General features: G+C 34.8%; 21 protein-coding genes. 13 read left to right on the plus strand and 8 right to left on the minus strand.

Going from position 1 to position 19,181, the window contains the following annotated elements; genetic code table 11:
- Positions 1-25: 25 nt before the first annotated feature.
- The 9 genes from I0Q91_RS00105 (at position 26) to I0Q91_RS00145 (ending at position 9,661) form a co-directional block, all read left to right on the plus strand.
- Positions 26-907, plus strand: a complete 882-nt coding sequence (locus I0Q91_RS00105) for an ABC transporter permease (RefSeq protein ID WP_270452081.1) — start codon at positions 26-28, stop codon at positions 905-907.
- A gap of 179 nt (positions 908-1,086) precedes the next feature.
- On the plus strand, positions 1,087-2,094 hold the full coding sequence (locus I0Q91_RS00110; RefSeq protein WP_270452082.1) for a LacI family DNA-binding transcriptional regulator: 1,008 nt from the start codon (positions 1,087-1,089) through the stop codon (positions 2,092-2,094).
- Positions 2,095-2,235: 141 nt separating this feature from the next.
- A complete protein-coding gene (locus I0Q91_RS00115) occupies positions 2,236-3,780 on the plus strand; it encodes a sodium:solute symporter family transporter (protein ID WP_270452814.1) in 1,545 nt (514 codons plus the stop codon).
- A 24-nt stretch (positions 3,781-3,804) separates the two neighbouring features.
- Positions 3,805-5,016: an ester cyclase gene (locus I0Q91_RS00120; protein ID WP_270452083.1), complete on the plus strand. Its 1,212-nt coding sequence runs from the start codon at positions 3,805-3,807 to the stop codon at positions 5,014-5,016.
- Between the two features lie 72 nt (positions 5,017-5,088).
- Positions 5,089-6,387: an MFS transporter gene (locus I0Q91_RS00125; RefSeq protein WP_270452084.1), complete on the plus strand. Its 1,299-nt coding sequence runs from the start codon at positions 5,089-5,091 to the stop codon at positions 6,385-6,387.
- A gap of 63 nt (positions 6,388-6,450) precedes the next feature.
- On the plus strand, positions 6,451-7,464 hold the full coding sequence (locus I0Q91_RS00130) for an ester cyclase (RefSeq protein WP_270452085.1): 1,014 nt from the start codon (positions 6,451-6,453) through the stop codon (positions 7,462-7,464).
- 340 nt (positions 7,465-7,804) lie between these two features.
- A complete protein-coding gene (locus I0Q91_RS00135) occupies positions 7,805-8,179 on the plus strand; it encodes an iron chaperone (protein WP_270452086.1) in 375 nt (124 codons plus the stop codon).
- Positions 8,180-8,318: 139 nt separating this feature from the next.
- Complete coding sequence (locus I0Q91_RS00140) at positions 8,319-9,224, plus strand: VOC family protein (RefSeq protein WP_270452087.1); 906 nt, start codon at positions 8,319-8,321, stop codon at positions 9,222-9,224.
- Positions 9,221-9,661, plus strand: a complete 441-nt coding sequence (locus I0Q91_RS00145) for a VOC family protein (protein WP_270452088.1) — start codon at positions 9,221-9,223, stop codon at positions 9,659-9,661. Before I0Q91_RS00140 ends, I0Q91_RS00145 begins: the two co-directional genes overlap by 4 nt.
- A gap of 110 nt (positions 9,662-9,771) precedes the next feature.
- Here the strand turns inward: I0Q91_RS00145 and I0Q91_RS00150 are convergent, their stop codons facing one another.
- Entirely contained in the window at positions 9,772-10,575 is an 804-nt protein-coding gene (locus I0Q91_RS00150; RefSeq protein WP_270452090.1) for a methyltransferase domain-containing protein, read from the minus strand.
- Between the two features lie 402 nt (positions 10,576-10,977).
- On the opposite strand from I0Q91_RS00150, the gene I0Q91_RS00155 reads away from it, so the two are divergent.
- A complete protein-coding gene (locus I0Q91_RS00155; protein WP_270452091.1) occupies positions 10,978-11,472 on the plus strand; it encodes a PIN domain-containing protein in 495 nt (164 codons plus the stop codon).
- Between the two features lie 224 nt (positions 11,473-11,696).
- Positions 11,697-11,969 (plus strand): hypothetical protein, encoded by a 273-nt coding sequence (locus I0Q91_RS00160; RefSeq protein WP_270452092.1) that lies wholly within the window; start codon positions 11,697-11,699, stop codon positions 11,967-11,969.
- Positions 11,970-12,127: 158 nt separating this feature from the next.
- Here I0Q91_RS00160 and I0Q91_RS00165 read toward each other — a convergent pair whose 3' ends face one another.
- From I0Q91_RS00165 to I0Q91_RS00185, 5 genes are read right to left on the minus strand one after another with little or no spacing between them, the layout of a single operon-like run.
- On the minus strand, positions 12,128-12,826 hold the full coding sequence (locus I0Q91_RS00165; protein WP_270452093.1) for a TVP38/TMEM64 family protein: 699 nt from the start codon (positions 12,824-12,826) through the stop codon (positions 12,128-12,130).
- Positions 12,816-13,184: a CGGC domain-containing protein gene (locus I0Q91_RS00170; RefSeq protein WP_270452094.1), complete on the minus strand. Its 369-nt coding sequence runs from the start codon at positions 13,182-13,184 to the stop codon at positions 12,816-12,818. Before I0Q91_RS00170 ends, I0Q91_RS00165 begins: the two co-directional genes overlap by 11 nt.
- Positions 13,184-13,594: a CGGC domain-containing protein gene (locus tag I0Q91_RS00175; RefSeq protein ID WP_270452095.1), complete on the minus strand. Its 411-nt coding sequence runs from the start codon at positions 13,592-13,594 to the stop codon at positions 13,184-13,186. Before I0Q91_RS00175 ends, I0Q91_RS00170 begins: the two co-directional genes overlap by 1 nt.
- On the minus strand, positions 13,575-13,997 hold the full coding sequence (locus tag I0Q91_RS00180) for a hypothetical protein (protein WP_270452096.1): 423 nt from the start codon (positions 13,995-13,997) through the stop codon (positions 13,575-13,577). The genes I0Q91_RS00175 and I0Q91_RS00180 overlap by 20 nt, the downstream gene beginning before the upstream one ends.
- A 1-nt stretch (position 13,998) precedes the next feature.
- Positions 13,999-15,234 (minus strand): rhodanese-like domain-containing protein, encoded by a 1,236-nt coding sequence (locus tag I0Q91_RS00185; protein ID WP_270452097.1) that lies wholly within the window; start codon positions 15,232-15,234, stop codon positions 13,999-14,001.
- A 385-nt stretch (positions 15,235-15,619) separates the two neighbouring features.
- Here I0Q91_RS00185 and I0Q91_RS00190 point away from each other — a divergent pair, with 385 nt between their 5' ends.
- Positions 15,620-16,219 (plus strand): CDP-alcohol phosphatidyltransferase family protein, encoded by a 600-nt coding sequence (locus tag I0Q91_RS00190; protein ID WP_270452098.1) that lies wholly within the window; start codon positions 15,620-15,622, stop codon positions 16,217-16,219.
- 309 nt (positions 16,220-16,528) lie between these two features.
- On the opposite strand, the gene I0Q91_RS00195 is transcribed toward I0Q91_RS00190, so the two are convergent.
- Both I0Q91_RS00195 and I0Q91_RS00200 read right to left on the minus strand, forming a co-directional pair.
- Entirely contained in the window at positions 16,529-16,732 is a 204-nt protein-coding gene (locus I0Q91_RS00195; RefSeq protein ID WP_270452099.1) for a cold shock domain-containing protein, read from the minus strand.
- 142 nt (positions 16,733-16,874) lie between these two features.
- Entirely contained in the window at positions 16,875-18,074 is a 1,200-nt protein-coding gene (locus I0Q91_RS00200; protein ID WP_270452100.1) for a trans-sulfuration enzyme family protein, read from the minus strand.
- A gap of 340 nt (positions 18,075-18,414) precedes the next feature.
- Here I0Q91_RS00200 and I0Q91_RS00205 point away from each other — a divergent pair, with 340 nt between their 5' ends.
- Positions 18,415-19,170 carry a gamma-glutamyl-gamma-aminobutyrate hydrolase family protein gene (locus tag I0Q91_RS00205; protein WP_270452101.1) on the plus strand — a complete coding sequence of 252 codons (756 nt, stop codon included), beginning with the start codon at positions 18,415-18,417 and terminating at the stop codon, positions 19,168-19,170.
- The last annotated feature ends 11 nt before the right edge of the window (positions 19,171-19,181 follow it).

Raw genomic sequence — 19,181 nt, forward strand, 5'->3', positions numbered from 1 at the left:
AATATTAAAAGTGAGGAGATGTAATATGAGAAGAGATAGTCAGGAAGGCCGGACTGCTCCAGAAACAGAAAGCAGGCTAAGAGCATTAAGAACACAATTTTTTAGAAATAAAAAAGCAGTATTAGGATTAGTTATCCTCATAATTATTGCACTCTCTGCTATCTTCGCTCCATTTATAGCACCCCATGATCCAATCGAGCAGGATATGATGCAGAGACTGGAAGAACCGAGCAGGGAACATCCTTTAGGAACCGATCTCTATGGCCGGGATGTCCTAAGTCGCCTGATCTTTGGCGCCAGGATATCCTTAAATATAGGTTTCGTATCTGTAGGTATCGGCGTAATTATAGGTTGCGCCCTGGGCTTAATAGCAGGCTTTTATGGCGGGATCATTGACAATATCATCATGCGCTTAATGGATGTCCTGTTATCCCTGCCGTCATTACTTTTAGCCCTGGCAATAGTTTCAGCACTTGGTGTCAGTATCTGGAATCTAATGATAGCACTGGGAATATCCTTTATCCCCCATTTTGCTCGCTTAATCAGAGGCTCAGTAATAAGTGTAATGGAGAACGAATTTATAGAATCGGCAAAAGCTATTGGTAGCTCAGATTTAAGAATAATAGTCAGACATATAATTCCAAATACTATCAATCCAGTAATAGTCCAGGCAACCCTTTATATGGCCTCCTCAATTTTGGTAGCTGCAGGCTTAAGCTTCTTAGGACTTGGAGTCCAGCCACCAACACCAGAGTGGGGCCACATGATCGCTCAGGCCAGAGAATTCATCCGGGTAAACCACTTTCCAGTCACATTCTCCGGCCTCGCCATAGTTCTAACAGTCCTCTCAATCAACTTAGTCGGTGATGGCCTCAGAGACGTACTAGACCCAAAAACTAAAGACTAAAGCTAAAAGCCAGAGCTTAACCGCTCTGGTTTTTTTATTAAACTTTTTAAATTTTTTTATCATTTCTCTTGAAAAATAAAAATAAATATGATATTCTCGTTTGTGTAACCGGTTACACAAACATATTTCACGATCATAAATTCTGAATCTTTTTATTATAAACTTGAAATGGTGATATTATGAAAATATCAATTAAAGATATAGCAGAAAAAGCTAATGTTTCAAAGGCAACTGTCTCCAGAGTCATTAATGATAAAGATAATGTTAGCGATGAAACCAGGGAAAAGATAAAAGAAATAATTAAAGAGCTTGGTTATTCTCCAGATGAAAGGGCTCGCAATCTATCTTTAGGTTTAAATAATAATATTGCTTTAATTGTTCCCTCTGATAACCCCTTATATATTAATATTATTAAAGAGATCAATACCAGGTTATTTGAAAATAATATGAGCCTGCTTTTCTATATTACAGATCATAATCCAGAATTAGAAGAAGACCTTATTGGTAAATTGAAAAATAAAAGTATTGGAGGCGTTATTTATGTAAAATCACCTGAAACAAACTTTAATAACATGAGTAATCTTAATAAGCTAGATGTTCCAGTAGTAATAGTTTCTGATGATGAGACAAATAATGAATATGATCATATTTATTATTCAGAAGAAAGGATCAGTTCAAAGTGTGTTGAAATACTTATAAAAGAGAACCATGAAGAAATCGCTTACTTATGTACTCCTTTAAAGTTAAATTATGAAAAGAAGAGGTATCAGGGCATAATTAATACATTACAGGAATTCGGAAAAGAGATTGATATGACAGACTTTTACTTTGTCAATGATATCACAATCGAAGAAAGTTGCTCTATAGCTAAAGAAATAATTGATAAAGATTATTATACTGCTATCTATACATCCAGTAACATATTAGCCATGGGGGTTTTAAAAGCTTATAAAGATAGAAATATGCCAGTAGAAGATAATATATCTCTAGTAAGTCATGGTGATTTAAGTTATTATAATAAGATCGGTTATAACATTACTACTGTATCGATTCCAGTACATGAAGTTTCAGAACTCGCAGTAGAGTTATTGCTTGAAAGAATTAAAAACCCTGAAGGTCAAAGAAAAAATATTGAACTTAATCTTGCTCCTGAATTAAAAGGCTCAGAAAAGTTAATAAAATCATAAAACCATAAAACCTTTTTAAGTTTAATTTTACAATACCCAGTATTTTTTTACTAAATAATGTAACCGGTTTCACATAAAAAGGAGGTAATCTCAATCAGTAATTTAGATTGGCTAGTAATTGTTTTTTTTATAGTATTTATAATCTGGCTAGGCGTTAAATTAGGCAAAAGCAATGAAACAAAGGATGACTATTTTAAAGGTGGGAGAACTTTTAAATGGTGGGCTATTGGCTTATCTGTAATAGCAACTCAGGTTAGCGCTGTAACCTTTATTGGTGCACCAGGTTGGGCTTACCAGGAAGGATTATTTTCAATAGTATTAAATCTTAATATTCCTTTAGTTATGTGGTTTATTGGAGGAGTTTTAGCTCCATTCTTTTACAATAGTGGAGTAACATCTGTTTATGAGTATTTAGAAGAAAGGTTTGGACCATTAACAAGAACCCTTATGTCTGTAGCCTTTATTTTTAAAATGATTATGGTTGTTGGAACACTAGTATATGCTCCAGCTTTAGTATTGTCTTCAATAACCATTTTGCCTCTTAATGCTACTATTGCTATAATGACAGTAATTTCAATTGCTTATACAATCCTGGGAGGAATTAAAGCTGTAATCTGGACTGATGTTATTCAGATGTTAATTCTCTGGGCAGGTTTAATACTCTCATTTATTATCGTAATTAGAACAGTACCTTATAATTTCATGGAGGTCATGAGTTTAGCCAGTGATGCTGGCAGGTTAAGTGCTCTAGACTTTAATCTTTCCCTCAGTACTCCTAATACTGTCTGGGCAGGTTTAATGGGTGGAACAATCCTCCACCTATCCTATTTTGGTGTCGATCAGGCACAGGTACAGAGGGTATTAACAGCTAAATCAATGAAGAATGTTAAATATTCTCTCTGGTTTAGCGGTGTAGTTGCTCTTTTCCAGATGTTTATCTTTTTACTTATGGGGTCAATCTTATATGTCTATTTTGAAGGCCAGGCATTTAGTAATCCAAATAATGTCTTTTTAGATTTTGCTATTAATAATTTACCCTCTGGAGTATTAGGACTTATTGTTGCTGCTATTTTTGCATCGGCTATGTCCAGTATCGATTCTGCTCTAAATTCTATATCTGCAGTATTTGTAAAAGATATCTATGAAAAATGGATTAATCCAGAAGCCAAAAGTAACGATTCACTTAGAGTATCAAGGATTATAACTCTTGTCTGGGGTATATTTATTGCCTTCTTTGCTTTTTTAGTCAGTAATACCGAACTTTCAATACTTGAAGCAATTAGTAAGTATGGCTCCTATATGCTAGGTTCAATGTTAGGTGTTTTTATTCTCGGCTTTTATACAAAAAAAGCAAATCAGATTGGAAGCTCTATCGGTCTAATTTCAGGAATTTTAGTCGTTGCACAGGTAGCCCAAAACACTGAAGTCTTCTGGATGTGGAATAATCTAATCGGAGTAACTGTTACTTTAGTTATTGGTTATTTAATTAGTCTTATAACTGGAGGTGAAGAAAAAGAAATAGGTAAATTAACTATTAAAGGACAAAAACAATACTTTGAAGAAGAAAATTTAGAAGAATCTAAGGATAATATCTATATCATGCCAGGAAAATTTGAAAAAGCATCCTATGCACTTTTAGCTTATTTTGTAATAGCATTTATACTGCTATATCTATTAGGTGCTTAAAGTAAATATTATTGGAGGGATATCATGAGCAAAAAAAAATCTAATAAAATAAAAGAAACTAAAAAAGAGCCTGAAAAAGAGTCTAATAAAATTAAAAGTAAAGATAGGAGTGAAAACATGAATCAAGATAATATTGTATTTTATGGCGATAGCTCAAAGGTTAATGCAGTTGATGACTTTGATTATAATGATCATATAAAGAGAGGTAAAAGTTCTCAGAATTTAAAAGGCTTCGATGATAGATATAATGATTTTGTTGATTATATTTTAACAATAACTCATAATATCTGGGAGGAAAAAGGTATCGGGATCATTTATGACACTTATCATAATAATGTAATAATGCATACAGGCTCAAACCATATTAAGGGCATCCAATCAGTAATCTCTGGAACCCTGCAGACCTTACATTCATTTCCTGATAGAAAGCTAATAGGTCAAAATGTTATCTGGTCCAAAGATAAAAAAGATGGATATCTATCATCACATAGAATTATGTCAACTGCTACAAACTTAAGAGATAGCAATTTCGGTCCAGCAACCAATAAAAAAGTTAACTTCAGAACAGCTGTTGACTGCGCTGCTAAAAACAATAGAATTTATGAAGAATGGCTTGTAAGAGACAATCTCTGGATTATAAAACAACTTGGATTCGATCCCCATGAAGTTGCAAAAGCCCTGGCAGATAAAGAAAGACAAAGCGATAATTTCCAGGACAACTTTGGAATTGACGAATCTGTAGATGGTCAACTATTCCCTGAGAGATATGAAGCTAATGATGAATCAGTTGGAGAATTTATGAAAGAGATGCTTAATAGAATTTATAAATGCAAATTATTTAATCAGGTAAAAGATTATTATGCTGAAAATGCAGTTATCCATTATATCTGCAATAAAGATCTGTCTGGTTATGACCAAATCCAGGGTATGCTGGTAAGCCTATTTGCATCTTTTCCTTCTGCTAATTATAGTATTGATAGAATTACCTGTAATCAAAAAGGTGATGAAAATGAGTGGGATGTAGCAGTTAGATGGAAATTAAGAGGCTTAAATGAAGGCAGAGGCTTTTTTGGAGAACCAACTGGTGAACCAGTTGAAATCCTTGGTATCTCACACTTTCATGTAAAAAATAATAAAGTACTTGAAGAATGGGTTACCTTTGATGGGCTTGATGTCTTAAAACAGATCTATTTAAATAAAGAAGATAAAACAACTGATTTAGATAGCGAAGAATAAAAAAAGGCCGTAAAGGCTTTTTTTTAGAACTTATGTAACCGGTTACAAAAAAATAAAGGAGAGATAATAAAAATGAGTAATGAAGAAAAATATGATGGAGAACATATAGTTATTGGAAAAGACAGATCTAAAGCCCAGAGATTTATTGCATTTGGAGCAATATTAGTTGTCTATTTCTTCTATTGTTATAACTTTATGCTGGATACCTTTGTTAGGCCGATAATGACAACTTCCATTGCCGATGGTGGTTTTGGATTTACAATGGGACAGGCCTCCTCAATCTTTGCTGTAATGTCATTTGCAACTGTTCCTGGAACAATTATTTTCGGAAAACTCTCTGCTAAATTTGGCAAGAAAAGAACATTAATTGGGATAGCATTACTGATTGGTACAACAACTTACATGCCCCTTTTACATCCGACCAGCTTCTGGTTCTGGAGAATTGCTCGCTTTAGCACAGGACTTGCTCTTGGAGGGGTTTTTGGAACGGCAGTTCCTTTAGTAATTGAGATGTTCCCACAAAAATACCGTGGAAAATTGACTGCAATTATGACAAGTACATTTTCACTGGCCATGATTTTTGGAGGAAGATTATATGGGTTTTTAGGTAATTCAAACTGGTTTTTCTTAGTATTAACTGCAGTTATACCACCGTTAGTTGGCGCTATATTAATCCTTTTATTTGTCCCTGATGATAAAGGCCATACAGAAAAGATGCAGAAAAAAGCTAGTGATAAAGGTGAAAAAATAAATTATCTAAATATGTATAAGGGTAAATACTTATGGATTGGAATCGGTGTTATAATACTATCAGGAGCTAATTTTGTTGCCTATTCAGGTTTTTCTAATAATGCAACAACATATTTAACTAGTGTTCTGGGTATGTCAGCCACTACCGCCGGTGCCATCTACAGTCTTCAGGGAATAGGACAGCTTATTGGATATAATGTCTGGGGTTTCATTGCTGATAAGTTTGGGCGTAAAAAACCACTGATTGGTATGATTATGAGTGCGGCATTTGTTTTCGTATATATGCAGTTAGGTCTTAATAATGAATTTGCATTTAAAGTTGTATCATTGTTATTAGGATTCAACTTTGGATTCTCTGGAGCCTGGGGAGCATATTATACAGAACTATTCCCAAAAAGATTCAATGCCCTGGCACCTGGGATTTCATTTAATGGTGGTAGAATCATTTCATCCTTTGCACTACCATTTGTTACAGGCATCGCCGATACTTCTGCCGGTATGACTGGAGTATTTAGCGTTGTTATGGCAGTATTTATAGCCGGAGGAGTTCTCTGGATGTTCCTGCCTGAAACTTTAGAAAAAGCTAAAAAGCCAAATGCAGCAACTAAAGCAGTTTCCTAAATAAATCGATAAATACAATTACGTCATACTATTTCAATTATAATTTAAACTAGGAGGGAAATAATGAATAGCTTTCAAAATGAAAAAAATCTAGTAAGAGAATATTTTAAAGAACTAGAAAATGCCAGTGGAAAAGAAGTAGAATCTGTATTAAACAATTATACAGGAGATAATTATTTCTGGCGAGGTGTATACCCTTTTAGGGAAATAAATTCAAAAAATAAAGTAGCTGAAGAATTCTGGATGCCATTAAAGAAGTCATTAAAGCATATGCAAAGACGACAGGATATTTTCTTTGCAGGCCAGAATGAACTTGGCGAAAGAGTGTGGGTATTTAGTATGGGTCATTTCATGGGACTATTCGATGAAGAATGGCTTGGTGTAAGGCCAACTGGCAAGATGCATCATTTAAGATATGCAGAATTTAATTGTATCGAAGACGGAAAAATTGTAGAGAGTGGTATTTTTGTTGATATTATAGGATTTATGCAGGAAGCAGGTATTAACCTTCTGCCACCCTCTACTGGCAAATATTTTGTTTATCCTGGTCCTAGAGATCATAATGGCCTTCTCTTTGATGATGCCCCTAAAGAAGAAGGGGAGAAAACACTGGCATTAGTTAATGAAATGGTTGATGATCTTTCCAAATTAAATCAAAGCAAATCAAATGACTGTCCGCCAGAAGTATTAGAAAAAACCTGGTCTAGCGATATGATCTGGTATGGACCGGCAGGTATTGGGGCAAGTTATACAATCCCAAGGTATCAGAAACAACATCAATTACCCTTTAGAAAGAACTTAAAAGATAAAAGATTTAATGGTCATGTATGCCGCCTGGCTGAAGGAAATTTTGCCTGTTTCTTTGGCTGGCCAAATCTTTCAAACACTCCAACTGGTGGGTTTTTAGGACTGCCTGGAGGAGAAATCAATGCAGAAATGCAGGTTGTAGATGTTTATTATCGTAAAGGAGAGGAATTATCAGAAAACTGGGTTTTCATTGATATTCCTTACTGGCTAAAACAGCAGGGTCTCGATATAATTGAAAGAACCCAGGAAATTAAAAACCCTAAAATATAAAAAGATAGCAAGGCCAGAGCCTAACCGCTCTGGCTTCTTCCATTCAACTCACAAATTTTAAATATATCCAACCAATAACACCAGGCCCCTGCGATCAGCAGGGGCTTTAATATTAGACTAAATTAATAAACTATATTTTTTACATAATTATTGACTGCATTAAATAATAGTTGTATTATAAAATTATCTTTACTGAAAATAGCTTCAAAACCAGGCAGAAATTTTCTGCCAAAAAATAAATGCAATCACCTGCAATAAGCTTATTATTTCTGTTACCGATTAAAACTCTGTTGCCTATCAAGTCTGCTGATATTTAGACCGATCAACAAGGAGGCTAGCCATGCCATCATTTAAAGAATATCTAGCAATCATCGATAACCCTGATCACCGCCAGAGATTAGAAACAATCTTAAACTGGGTTGAAACTGAATTTCCAGAACTGGAATTCCAGATCAAATGGAACCAGCCAATGTTTACTCACCATGGAACATTCATCATCGGCTTCAGCAAGGCCAAAAATCATATAAGTGTGGCCCCTGAAAAAGCATGTTTAAAAGAATTTGCCGAAGAAATTGCAGAATCCGGTTATAACGCCACCAGCGAAATATTCAGAATCAAGTGGGACCAGCCAGTTAACTACAAACTCCTGAAAGAGATCATCGAATTTAATATTAAAGATAAAGCAGACTGCCAGACCTTCTGGCGTAAATCCTGAAGTATTATTAGCCCCTGGTTCCCACCAGGGGCTTAAATTATTAAAAAGTAATTACTATACTGATTAACTCAAATATATATGTTATTAATAGTTCATAAATTTCTTTTTAGTTTATTAGGCCTAAAGGGAGGTAACAATTATGCAAAAGATTATACCCCATCTCTGGTTTGATGATAAGGCAGAAGAGGCAGCAGATTATTATATCTCTATCTTTAATAATTCAAAGAAACTGGCAGTAGATTATTATGATAAGCAAAGTGCCGAAGTCTCAGGAAAAGTTGCTGGAAGTATATTAGGTGTTGAATATGAAATTGAGGGTTTTTGTTTCTATAATATTAATGGTGGCTCCTTCTTTCAAATAAATCCCTCAATCTCGTTCTTTGTAAATTGCCAGACTGAAACAGAGGTTGACCGGCTCTGGAATAAATTATCCAGGCAGGGCAAGGTCTTAATGCCCCTTGATAAATACCCCTTTAATGATAAATATGGCTGGATTGAAGATAAATACGGCGTTTCATGGCAGATAATGATCTGCAGCGAATGCGAACAAAGAATTGTACCCTCCTTAATATTTGTAAATGAAAACAGCGGCCGGGCAGAAGAGGCAATTAAATTTTATACAGATGTATTCAAGGACTCCGAAATTAAAGAGGTCTCCCGATATGGAGAAGGTATGGAGCCGAATAGAGAACAAGATATAAATTATGCAGCATTCACCTTATATGATCAGGAGTTTTCAGCAATGGATAGCGCAATGGATCATCAATTTAATTTTACAGAAGGCATTTCTTTACTGGTTAATTTAAGCTCCCAGGAAGAGATAGATTATTACTGGGATAAGCTTTCTGCAGATCCAGAAGCTGAACAATGTGGCTGGCTAAAAGATAAATTTGGCGTCTCCTGGCAGATTGTTCCAGAGGTACTGAATGGATATTTAAGAGATCCAGACCCGGAAAAGGCAAGTAGAGTCATGAATGCTTTTATGGAGATGAAAAAACTCAACCTGGCAGAAATCGAAACAGCCTACAAGGGGGAATTAAAATGACTGGAGTAGAAATCGATTTTATCGTTAAGGACAGCCTAAAAGCCCTGGAACTCTATAAACAGATCTTTGAGGTCGAACCAGTTGAAGTCACAGACTTTCCAAAGGGCCAGAATGAAGTTATCTTTAGTCTATATGGAGTCCGTTTTCATATGCTAGATGAAAACCCTGAATACAACATGCTGGCACCGGATAAGGATACCCATCAGACAATTTGGTTTAATATAATGGTCCCGGATATTAATGAAGTCTATCAAAAAGCCATGGAAGCAGGCTGTACAGAACTGCAGCCAGTAACTGAGATTCCAGACTTCGGAGTCATCAATGCAATCTTCAATGATCCTTTTGGGTATCAGAGGATGCTCCATGAAATCACAAGAGAAGTAAGCCACGAAGAAAGAGTCGGCATCTGGGAAGAAAAAATGCAGCAGGAATGCTAATAATCTTAAATCTTTAAATCCCTAAGAGCCTAAAATCTTTAAGCCCCTGGCCTTCACCAGGGGCTTATTAAATCACCTTATCTTAATATCAATAACCTGTCAGCAATTATTCAAGCCTTCACTGCAGTAATAATATGCGCAGGAACCGGAAACTCCACCGCACCATCTGGAGTCATAAATGGCTCCAGAAAAGTTTCTGCCTCCTCAAAAATCTCATTAATTTTAGACTTCTCTAAAAAGATTTGAGCAAATGGAAACCAGCCCTTAACATCAGCTAAGACCATATGTCTGGCACTTGAAAAAGATGCCTGACCTTTCTCAGTCCTAATATCAATAGAACTTAGACCTACAGACTCAAAAATAGAGCAAAGTTCATCAGTATCACCCATCGAGAAAGGCAGCCGGAGAGCATTTCCCACCTTTTTATCTACCATCCGGTCGTAAACTCTGGCCATAACACCATAAGCCGGTATTTTATCAAGGGAATCAAAAACAGCCACCGCCAGCTGGCCATCAGGCTTTAATACCCGCCACATCTCCTTAACAGCAACCTCAGGGTCAGAAAAAAGCATCAAGCCAAATTGACTGATAACAGCATCAAAACTATTGTCTCTATAGGGTAGATCTTCAGCCTCACCTTCACGCCAGTCAATTTCAGGAGAAATCTCCTCGGCTAAAGCCAGCATACCAGGGTTGATATCAACCCCGGAGACTAACTCAGCAGACCCCACCTCTTCAGCAACAGTCCGGCCCAGGATTCCAGTTCCACAGGCAACATCCAGCACTCTGTCTCCAGGCTCAATATTGGCAGCATCTATCAGCCGGGAAGTCCATTCATCGAATAGAGCAGGGGCAAGTAACTCTTCATAGGATTCAGCAACCATCTTGAGTTCTTGAATATCTAGCTCACTCATTTTAAACATCCTTTCAGTTAGTTAATTATGCTGATAGACGCTACTAATCTGCCAGGAATATTACCAAAAAGCCTCAAATTGTCAAAACTTTAAATTTAATTATATTATATCACCCCACAAACAGCCTTTTAGTATAGCAGACCACAAAGCTCAACTTTATCGATAGATAGCACTAAATTTAATAGACCCAGCGGTTACCCGACGGTTACCAAGCGGTATCTCTTAACAAATTTCACAAAGTCCAAAAACCATTTCAGTAACATCAATACACATTTCAGGTAGAATATTTTAAAATTTCAACATCAGACGAATCTGATATGTAAATACTTTCTAATCTCATGTTGAGTTATATCACCTGTCATTACAGCGAAAGGCCAGAGGAATTAGCCTCTGATGTTGAAAATGTCTAAAAAGATTGTTATAAATACGGACCCATTAATAGCTATTATAGCTGGTTTAGGGAATTTAAAAGTTTTAGAAAAATTATATGAAGAGGTTATGGTACCATATGAAGTAGGACAAGAAATGTTGGCAAAGAAAAATATTACTAATGATGCTAAAATTTTTGATGAAAATAGTTGGCTAAATAAATTAAATAGACCTGTAAAGTTAAATTCATTTCTGTCTAATTCTCTAGATAAAGGAGAAGCATCTGTAATTCAGGTAGCTATTGATAATGGTATAAAAACAGTGTGCATAGATGAAGCTGCTGGCAGAAGAATAGCTAGACTAAATGATTTAAAAGTTACAGGTTCATTAGGAGTTATTATATCAGCTATAAAAATTGGTGAAGATTTAGCAATTGAATCTGTAATAAGAAATATGAGAGAAAATGGAGTTTGGATTAGTAATAAATTGGCTGAAGAAGCTATTAAGCTAGTTAAAACCAAATATTGAGATTTACTATTTAGTTAAGTTAATTTAGGACTTCTTTAATTAATAGTATAAATATCATTAATGTCCTTTATCATGACTTCCTGGGCAAAGCCCTGCTGGAAAACGGCGAAGCATTTTAAACTAATATAGATATAATCGAACCACCGGGAAACAGGTGGTTTTTAAATTAATAACAAAATTTTGCAGGAATAAAAACTTATTATAAATGCCCATACTGTGGACAAGTGGCAGATGATTTTTACTGGTGGACTGATGGTCAAGCAGATTATTTAACTGGCATTATTGATTATTTAATAACTGAAATAATAAATGAAAAATACTTAGACGAATTTAAAGAGGAAAAATTAGAATCTAATTATCCTAAGATGGAACCAGATATATTCAATCCATTTAAAATAGTTGAATTAGAATGCTGTGATGAAAATTTAAAAGTTCTTAAAGTTGCAGAAGAAATATATTGTCATTACTGCGGTTCTAATCATATATTAGAGCATTAAAAAATATTTTCATTAGAATTCCTGTATAAGCCAGACAGGCTTTTGCCATCCTTCTAACCAGCAGTGGCAGCCAGTCTGGCTTTTTAATTTATTTGATTTTATATTTTAGATTTTTAGCTTAAGCGTACTGAAATACTAATATATCAAGAGTGCAAAGATTAAATATCATCTTCATTTTGAATATAACCTCTATTTTTAAGCAACCTTGGTATAAGAGACAGGATAAAAAATATTACTCCAGCCAGACCAAGATATATAAAAGTCTGAGTCAGATCTCCCTCGCCTCTATAAATTGAAGAGGCTGCTAAAATATATGCGACAGTTGCCGGCAGCATACATATCCAGGACAGAGGTGCATATACCTTTAACTTCATAGAAGTTAGCCCATATATATAGTTTTGAAGATTAAAGGGAAAAAGAGGAACCATCCTCGTGACTATTAACATTCTCCAGCCATGCTTTTCTACTCCAGAATCAATCTTCTGTAGCATTTCTTTATTACTGATTAAGCTAGTAACAAGATCTCTAGCGGCATATCTCCCCAAAATAAAGGCAGAACTTGCTCCTAATGTAGAGCCAATTGAGGTGTAAATAATAGCAAAAACCGGCTCAAATAAGAAAGCACCTAGAATTGTTACCGGTAATCCAGGCAAAAACAGGATACATGCTAAGACCCATATCCCGAGATAAGCAAGAGGGGCAAGTATACCAAAATCTGCTACGAATTTCTGAAGTAGCTCTATATTATCGATGCTTATATATTTATTCAGTCCTGTTAAACGGATCAAGAGTATTGCTGTGGCTAATGAAACTAATATTATTATTAGTCTAGCTAATTTCTTCTTTTCAAACTTCATCTTCTGCCTCATCAATCTGATGTACTTTTTCGTTTGAAGAGATAATAATTTTTTCCTCAGCAGTCCTGTTATAAATAGCATCTAGAATTTTTTCTGAGTAAATACAGTTAAGCTCAGCAGAACTACCAGAAATCACCTCGTCCAAATATACATAATCAGCATATTCCTTTAATAATTTCTTGACCCTTTTTACTGCCTTTTTGCCTGGACAGCCGCCACAGGTTAAGCTGCCTACGATCGCTAATTTATTATAATCTTTATCAATATTATCTTTGATTTTTTGATTTAGATTATCCAAAGAAATTTCACTATTGCTATTACCCTCATTTTTAAAGCAGCGGATAACTCCTATTCTCATTAAATTTTATACCCCCTCTTAAATTGGTTTAATATTTTTTTGTTTTTTAATCGGTAAAGCACCATATCCTTATAAGTTTTCTGGTGGGTCCACTCATATATATCTACCGATTCAGATAAGTCTTTGACCACTGATTTTAATTTTGAAAAATGGGGGCATGGGTAATCGATAGGAGTACCTAGTTTGGTACAGGAAGCAAATATAAAACTATCCACTCCGTTTGCTAGCATTTTTTCTACCCGAGCTTTAAATTTATTGCCAGGGCAGCCTCCACAGGTAATGACATCAACCAATTCAATTTCTTCTTCAAACCCGTGAAGGCTGCCTTCCTTATTATTGATATACTCCAAACAGTGTCGGCCGTTACAAATCTCTTCAGTTTGCAAACATCTAACCAGAGCTAGCTTCACTGGTCTCACCTCTTTTAGATTTTTTTAAGAAGAAAGCCATCAAATGAAAGCCGAAAAGTATAGCTCCAGCCATTGTTAAATAGGGAAGGCTTAAAATGTCAATGCTGTTATAGTTAAGTAATAAGATGAAAGTAAAAAGTCCCCAGCTAAAAGATAAAATAAACTGTAACATTTTATCTCTATTTTTTAAAAAGTTGTAGATTAGCATTAACAATAAGACAACTATTATTACTCGGTAGATATTAATGTTAGTTGCTGTGAAGTAATTCTGGTCTAAATTATATCTCCGGTTAAATAAACTTCTATTGACACCCTGATAAATATCAGCCAGTCTAGCAAAGACTAAACTCGCTGTAAAAAATAAATATCCTAGAAAAAATAAGAGATATTTTAAATATTTCATCTTATTCACCAACAATAACCGGTAGTTCCTCTTCGCTCCACTCGAACCAACCGCCATCAAAGACAGTTATATTTTGCCAGCCTAAGGCTTTAGCATATAACCAGGTTTCTGCAGCTCTCCATCCTGTTCCACAGTAAAAAATGTTATAATTATCTGGATTTATGCCCTGGTCCAACCATCTGGCTTCCATATAATTGAAATTGACCATGGTGTCATCTGGATTTCGGAAATCACTCATATCATAAGCGTCCTTTCCACCATAACCATAGATGGCTCCTTCAATTCTTCCGGCACTTGGAATATAGTCGTAGCCAGAAGTTTCTCCAATAAATTCTTCCCAGCTTCTAATATCAACAAAACTTGATTGAGAATCATCATAAGCCTCCTGAGCTTCAGGTAGGTCTATAATATAATCTGGGTTAGCAGGCTCGGTATATCCAAAATCAACTTGATCTGGTTCCACTTCACCGCTGTCTAAATCGTATCCAGCATTCTCCCAGGCAGGAAGGTTACCATCTAAAATTCTTACATCTTCTACACCTGCATACATAAGAATAGAAGCCACTCTAGTTGCAGGGGTTATGTCATCTAAACTATATACAACAACTGTCATATCATAAGTAATGCCATGTTCACCTAGAGCATTAATGATTTCATCATCGCTTCTTCTGTTCCATAAAGGTCCTTCTTCAATAGCATCGGTATTCATATGAACACTGGTAGGAATATGTCCTTCGATATGTGCAGAATCATCTCCCCAGGAAGCCTCTAAAACATATACCTCATCATTTTCTATCTTTTCATTTAACCAGTCAGGATGAACCAGAAGTTCATAATGGTCGAGTTTTTGTAGCTCATCCTGTTCCTCAAGGTCAACAGAAATAGTTTCAGCCATATAACCTAAACTACTTAACTCTTCAGCCAGCCCGTCTGCCTCAGGCCCATAAACGAATAGCTCTTGATCTTCATTGATATTGAATCTTTCAAGTTCAGATATTATTTCAGTATCGCTTTCTAAATGATTGAGCCATCCCTTAGAAAATAATACTGCACCAGGTATGTGTCCTCCAGGTTCACCATCAATTTCCCACCCGTTGTAAGAGTAAGGGCTCCGTGAATCAATTAAAACCATGTTTTCATCTTCAATAATCTCATCTAAAGTATTAGCAGCTGCGGTCCCAACAATCAAACTCGTGAATATAAGCATTAAAGTAAAAATAAAAAATGTCTTTTTCATTTGATTTTCCTCCTATTTTTGATTTGTAATCACGATTGTCCAAAAGTATTATATATAATACTTTGTAATATGTCAAATAAGAATATCTTATATTATATCTTCATCTCCGGAGGTGATTTTTGAAACTTTAGATTATTAGCCAGAAACTATACTTTAATATAGCCCAGAATTAAATAAAAAGAGGTTGCAATAAAAATTTTAGTTTATTATACTGGTTTTAGTATTTTTATTTTAATAAATTGAACATCCATTACAAGATAATAACACCTATGAAATTTATAGTTGGCAAATATTCTGGCATAAATTCTTTTATTTTCATTGATTCTTAAGTGGTTTAAGCTTAAATGCCATATTAAGAATAATTAATCTAACTGGAGTGATAAATATGTTAGATACATATGCAAGAAAATATTTCGATTTCATAATTAATTCTGCTGCTAAATTTTTATCAGGTTTAGGTTTAAGTTCAAATCAAGTTACTATAATTGCTGGAACAATTGGCATTTTAACAGGACTGCTAGTCTATTTGGATATGTTTATTGCTGCCATTATTTTATTATGGCTATCAGGCTTTTTAGATTCAGTAGATGGAGCCATTGCAAGATTGAATAATAAAGAGTCATTATGGGGGACCGTTTTAGATATAACCTTTGATAGAGTTGTAGAGATATCATTTATTATTGGATTGGCTTTTAGATTCCCTGAAGTTAGATTAAATTTACTATTCATGACAACCAGCATAATCCTCTCAATGACTATATTTCTAACTGTCGGTGCTGTTTCTGAAAAATCCGGAGAAAAATCATTTCGTTATCAGGTAGGATTGATGGAAAGAACAGAGGGATTTATATTATTTACAGTATTTTTAGTATTACCAGATTTAATATATGGCCTGACTATATTATATGCAGTTTTAGTCTTATATACAGCTATCCAGCGTTTTCAAGAAGCCAGAAAACTATTAAAAAGTCCTGGATTAAACTAGTTAATCCTGTCATATTAAGCCAGACAGATTCTAGCCATAACTTAAAAAGTATTAGCAATCTGCCTGTCTTTGTTGATAATTTATATAAGGCTTTTTCCACTAATTTTCATAATAAAATAGTATAGGCCCATATTCTACTAAATATACTTAAGCATGACTTCTTAGGCAATAGCCTGCTTGAAAATAAAAAGCATATTAATTAATCTATTAATATTGCATAAACTCAACTTTATAAATCAAAAAACCCCCTATCAAATTAATGATAGGGGGTCTCACGTTTTCGCTTTATATTAAAGCATTATATACTTATTATATAGCAACAACGTTTTCAGCTTGTGGACCGCGGTCGCCTTCTGCTACTTCAAACTCAACGTCCTGGCCATCTTCAAGGCTTTTGAAACCATCAGCCTGAATTGCTGAGAAATGTACGAATACGTCGTCACCAGATTCTCTTTCAATAAAACCGAAACCTTTTTGATCATTAAACCATTTAACTGTACCTGTGTAAATCATTTAAATAAATTCCTCCTATTTCTACATTGGACGATGAAACTAGATTTTGTGTCCAACGCAAATAAGTATAGCACAGGTTGAGGATCCTGTCAAATAACTTAATTTTAGAGTCTTAACCAGGTAACTCCTAAATAGATCTGCTTTACTTAATCTTCTTCTCCATCAAATCTAAAGCAGAATCCAAATCAGAAATAATATCCTCAACATTTTCAACACCAACAGAAAGCCTTACCTGGCCCTCATTAATACCAACTGCAGCTCTCTCTTCTGGAGTCATATCAAAATGGCTCATTGAAGGTGAATGCTGGATTAAAGTATCAACATTTCCTAAACTTGTAGCAATAGAAATCATATCTACGCTATTCATTAAAGCCTTACCGGCTTCAAAGCCGCCTTTAAGATCAAAACTAATCATCCCGCCAAAACCATTCATCTGCTTTTTAGCCAGTTCATGCTGTGGATGTTCTGGCAGCCCTGGATAATATACTTTTTCTACTGCAGGGTGATCATTTAAATATTCAGCAACTTTCATTCCATTTTCACAATGCCTTTCCATTCTTAACTCAAGAGTTTTCATCCCCTGCATAACTACCCAGGCATCAAATGGAGATATAACTGCACCTAAAGTCTGCAGATGAGGCATTCTTACCTTTCTAATAAACTCTTTAGAACCAACAACTACACCAGCAACAACGTTCCCGTGTCCACTCAAGTATTTAGTGGCACTGTGAATTACCACATCTGCCCCTAAATCTAATGGATTCTGAATATATGGAGAAGCAAATGTGCTATCAACTAAAACCTTTGCCCCATGTTCATGGGCAATTTCAGAAACTCGCTTAATATCAGTAATTTTTAAAGTCGGATTACACGGTGTTTCTAAGTACACTATTTTAGTATTTGGCTGGATTGCAGCTTTAACTGCATCATGATCAGTCGTATCTACTAAAGTAAATTCTACACCATAATCTGAAAGAATTTCTTCAATTAACGTTAAAGTACAACCATAAAGAACATCACTGGCAACAATATGATCTCCACCTTTAACCAGAGTCATAATGGCAGTTGAAATAGCTCCTAATCCAGAGCCTAAAGAAATACCTGCCTCACCATTTTCTAATAAAGCCACTTTTTTACTTAATTCAGCTTCAGATGGACTCCGAAACCTTGTATAAGTATATCCAGACTCCTGATCCTTATTAAACCTGATTGCATCATCCACATTATCAAATACATAAGTAGATGTCTGATAAATTGGACTATTGTGGGCTCCGGTTTTTAAATCAAAATCCTGCCCTAGATGGACTGCTTTAGAACCGAACCCTACTTTTTTCATATTCATTATAATATATCCTCCTTTAAACTGCTTATATTCAATAAAACTAAATTAATTGATATAAATTATGTGATAAATTTAAATAACCATTAACATATACTCTTATATATATCTTTGAGAAATCCTTCTTTTTTACAAAGAACTTAAGGCCTAAAAATATAATTCTAACTGCTCTATCGAAGCAGAAGGGTCTAAATTTATTGCGTGAGGAGTTTTTCTAACAGGAATAAAATATACAATTTCAAACCTTGCACCAAAAAATACCATTGAAATATTTTAGCGATGTGATAAGATAAAATACATATATTAATTTTTTACTCTAACTAATCAAAGGATGATTATTGTAATGATACCTACAATTCTAGTAACTTCGTACTATGTTTTCAATCAAGAACTCGATGAAGATAAAAGAGTCAGAGGATTTCCAACCCAGGACATGGTCATGTGCACAGTTGATTATTTAAATGGAATAAAAGCAGGAGGTGGCATGCCATTTATAATCTCTCCAATTAATGATGAAGAATATATAGCTTCAGCATTAGAGAGGTGCGATGGAGTGCTTTTAACCGGTGGTGGAGATATAGATCCAGAATTATATCAAGAGAATAAATTAGATACCTGCATGCTAGTTAATAATTTTAGAGATGAATTTGAATTAAAAGTCTTAGATATGGCACTTAAAAGTAACAAGCCAATCCTTGGAATCTGCAGAGGTTTGCAGTTAATCAATGTATATTATGGTGGCAGCATCTATCAGAATATAGATTTATTAAAGCTACCAGTTGAACATTTTAATTTAAATAAAGGAAAAGATTATAAAGCTCATCAGGTAGAAGTTTATCAGGATTCACATCTCTATCAAGCTTTACAAAAAGAAAAAATCAAAACAAATAGTTTACACCACCAGGCAATAAATCAATTAGGCGATGGAGTCTCAGTAATAGCAAAGTCAGAGGATGGTCTAATAGAAGGTATTGAAGTTAAAGATAAAGAAATGACATTTGCTGTTCAGTGGCATCCAGAGATGATGTTTAAAAAATCAAATGAACAAAAACAAATATTCACTTATTTTATTGATTATATTAAAAAGCTTTCAAATTGAATATTTTAAAA

Source organism: Halonatronomonas betaini (assembly GCF_015666175.1).
GTDB classification, from domain to species: Bacteria; Bacillota; Halanaerobiia; order Halanaerobiales; family Halarsenatibacteraceae; genus Halonatronomonas; species Halonatronomonas betaini.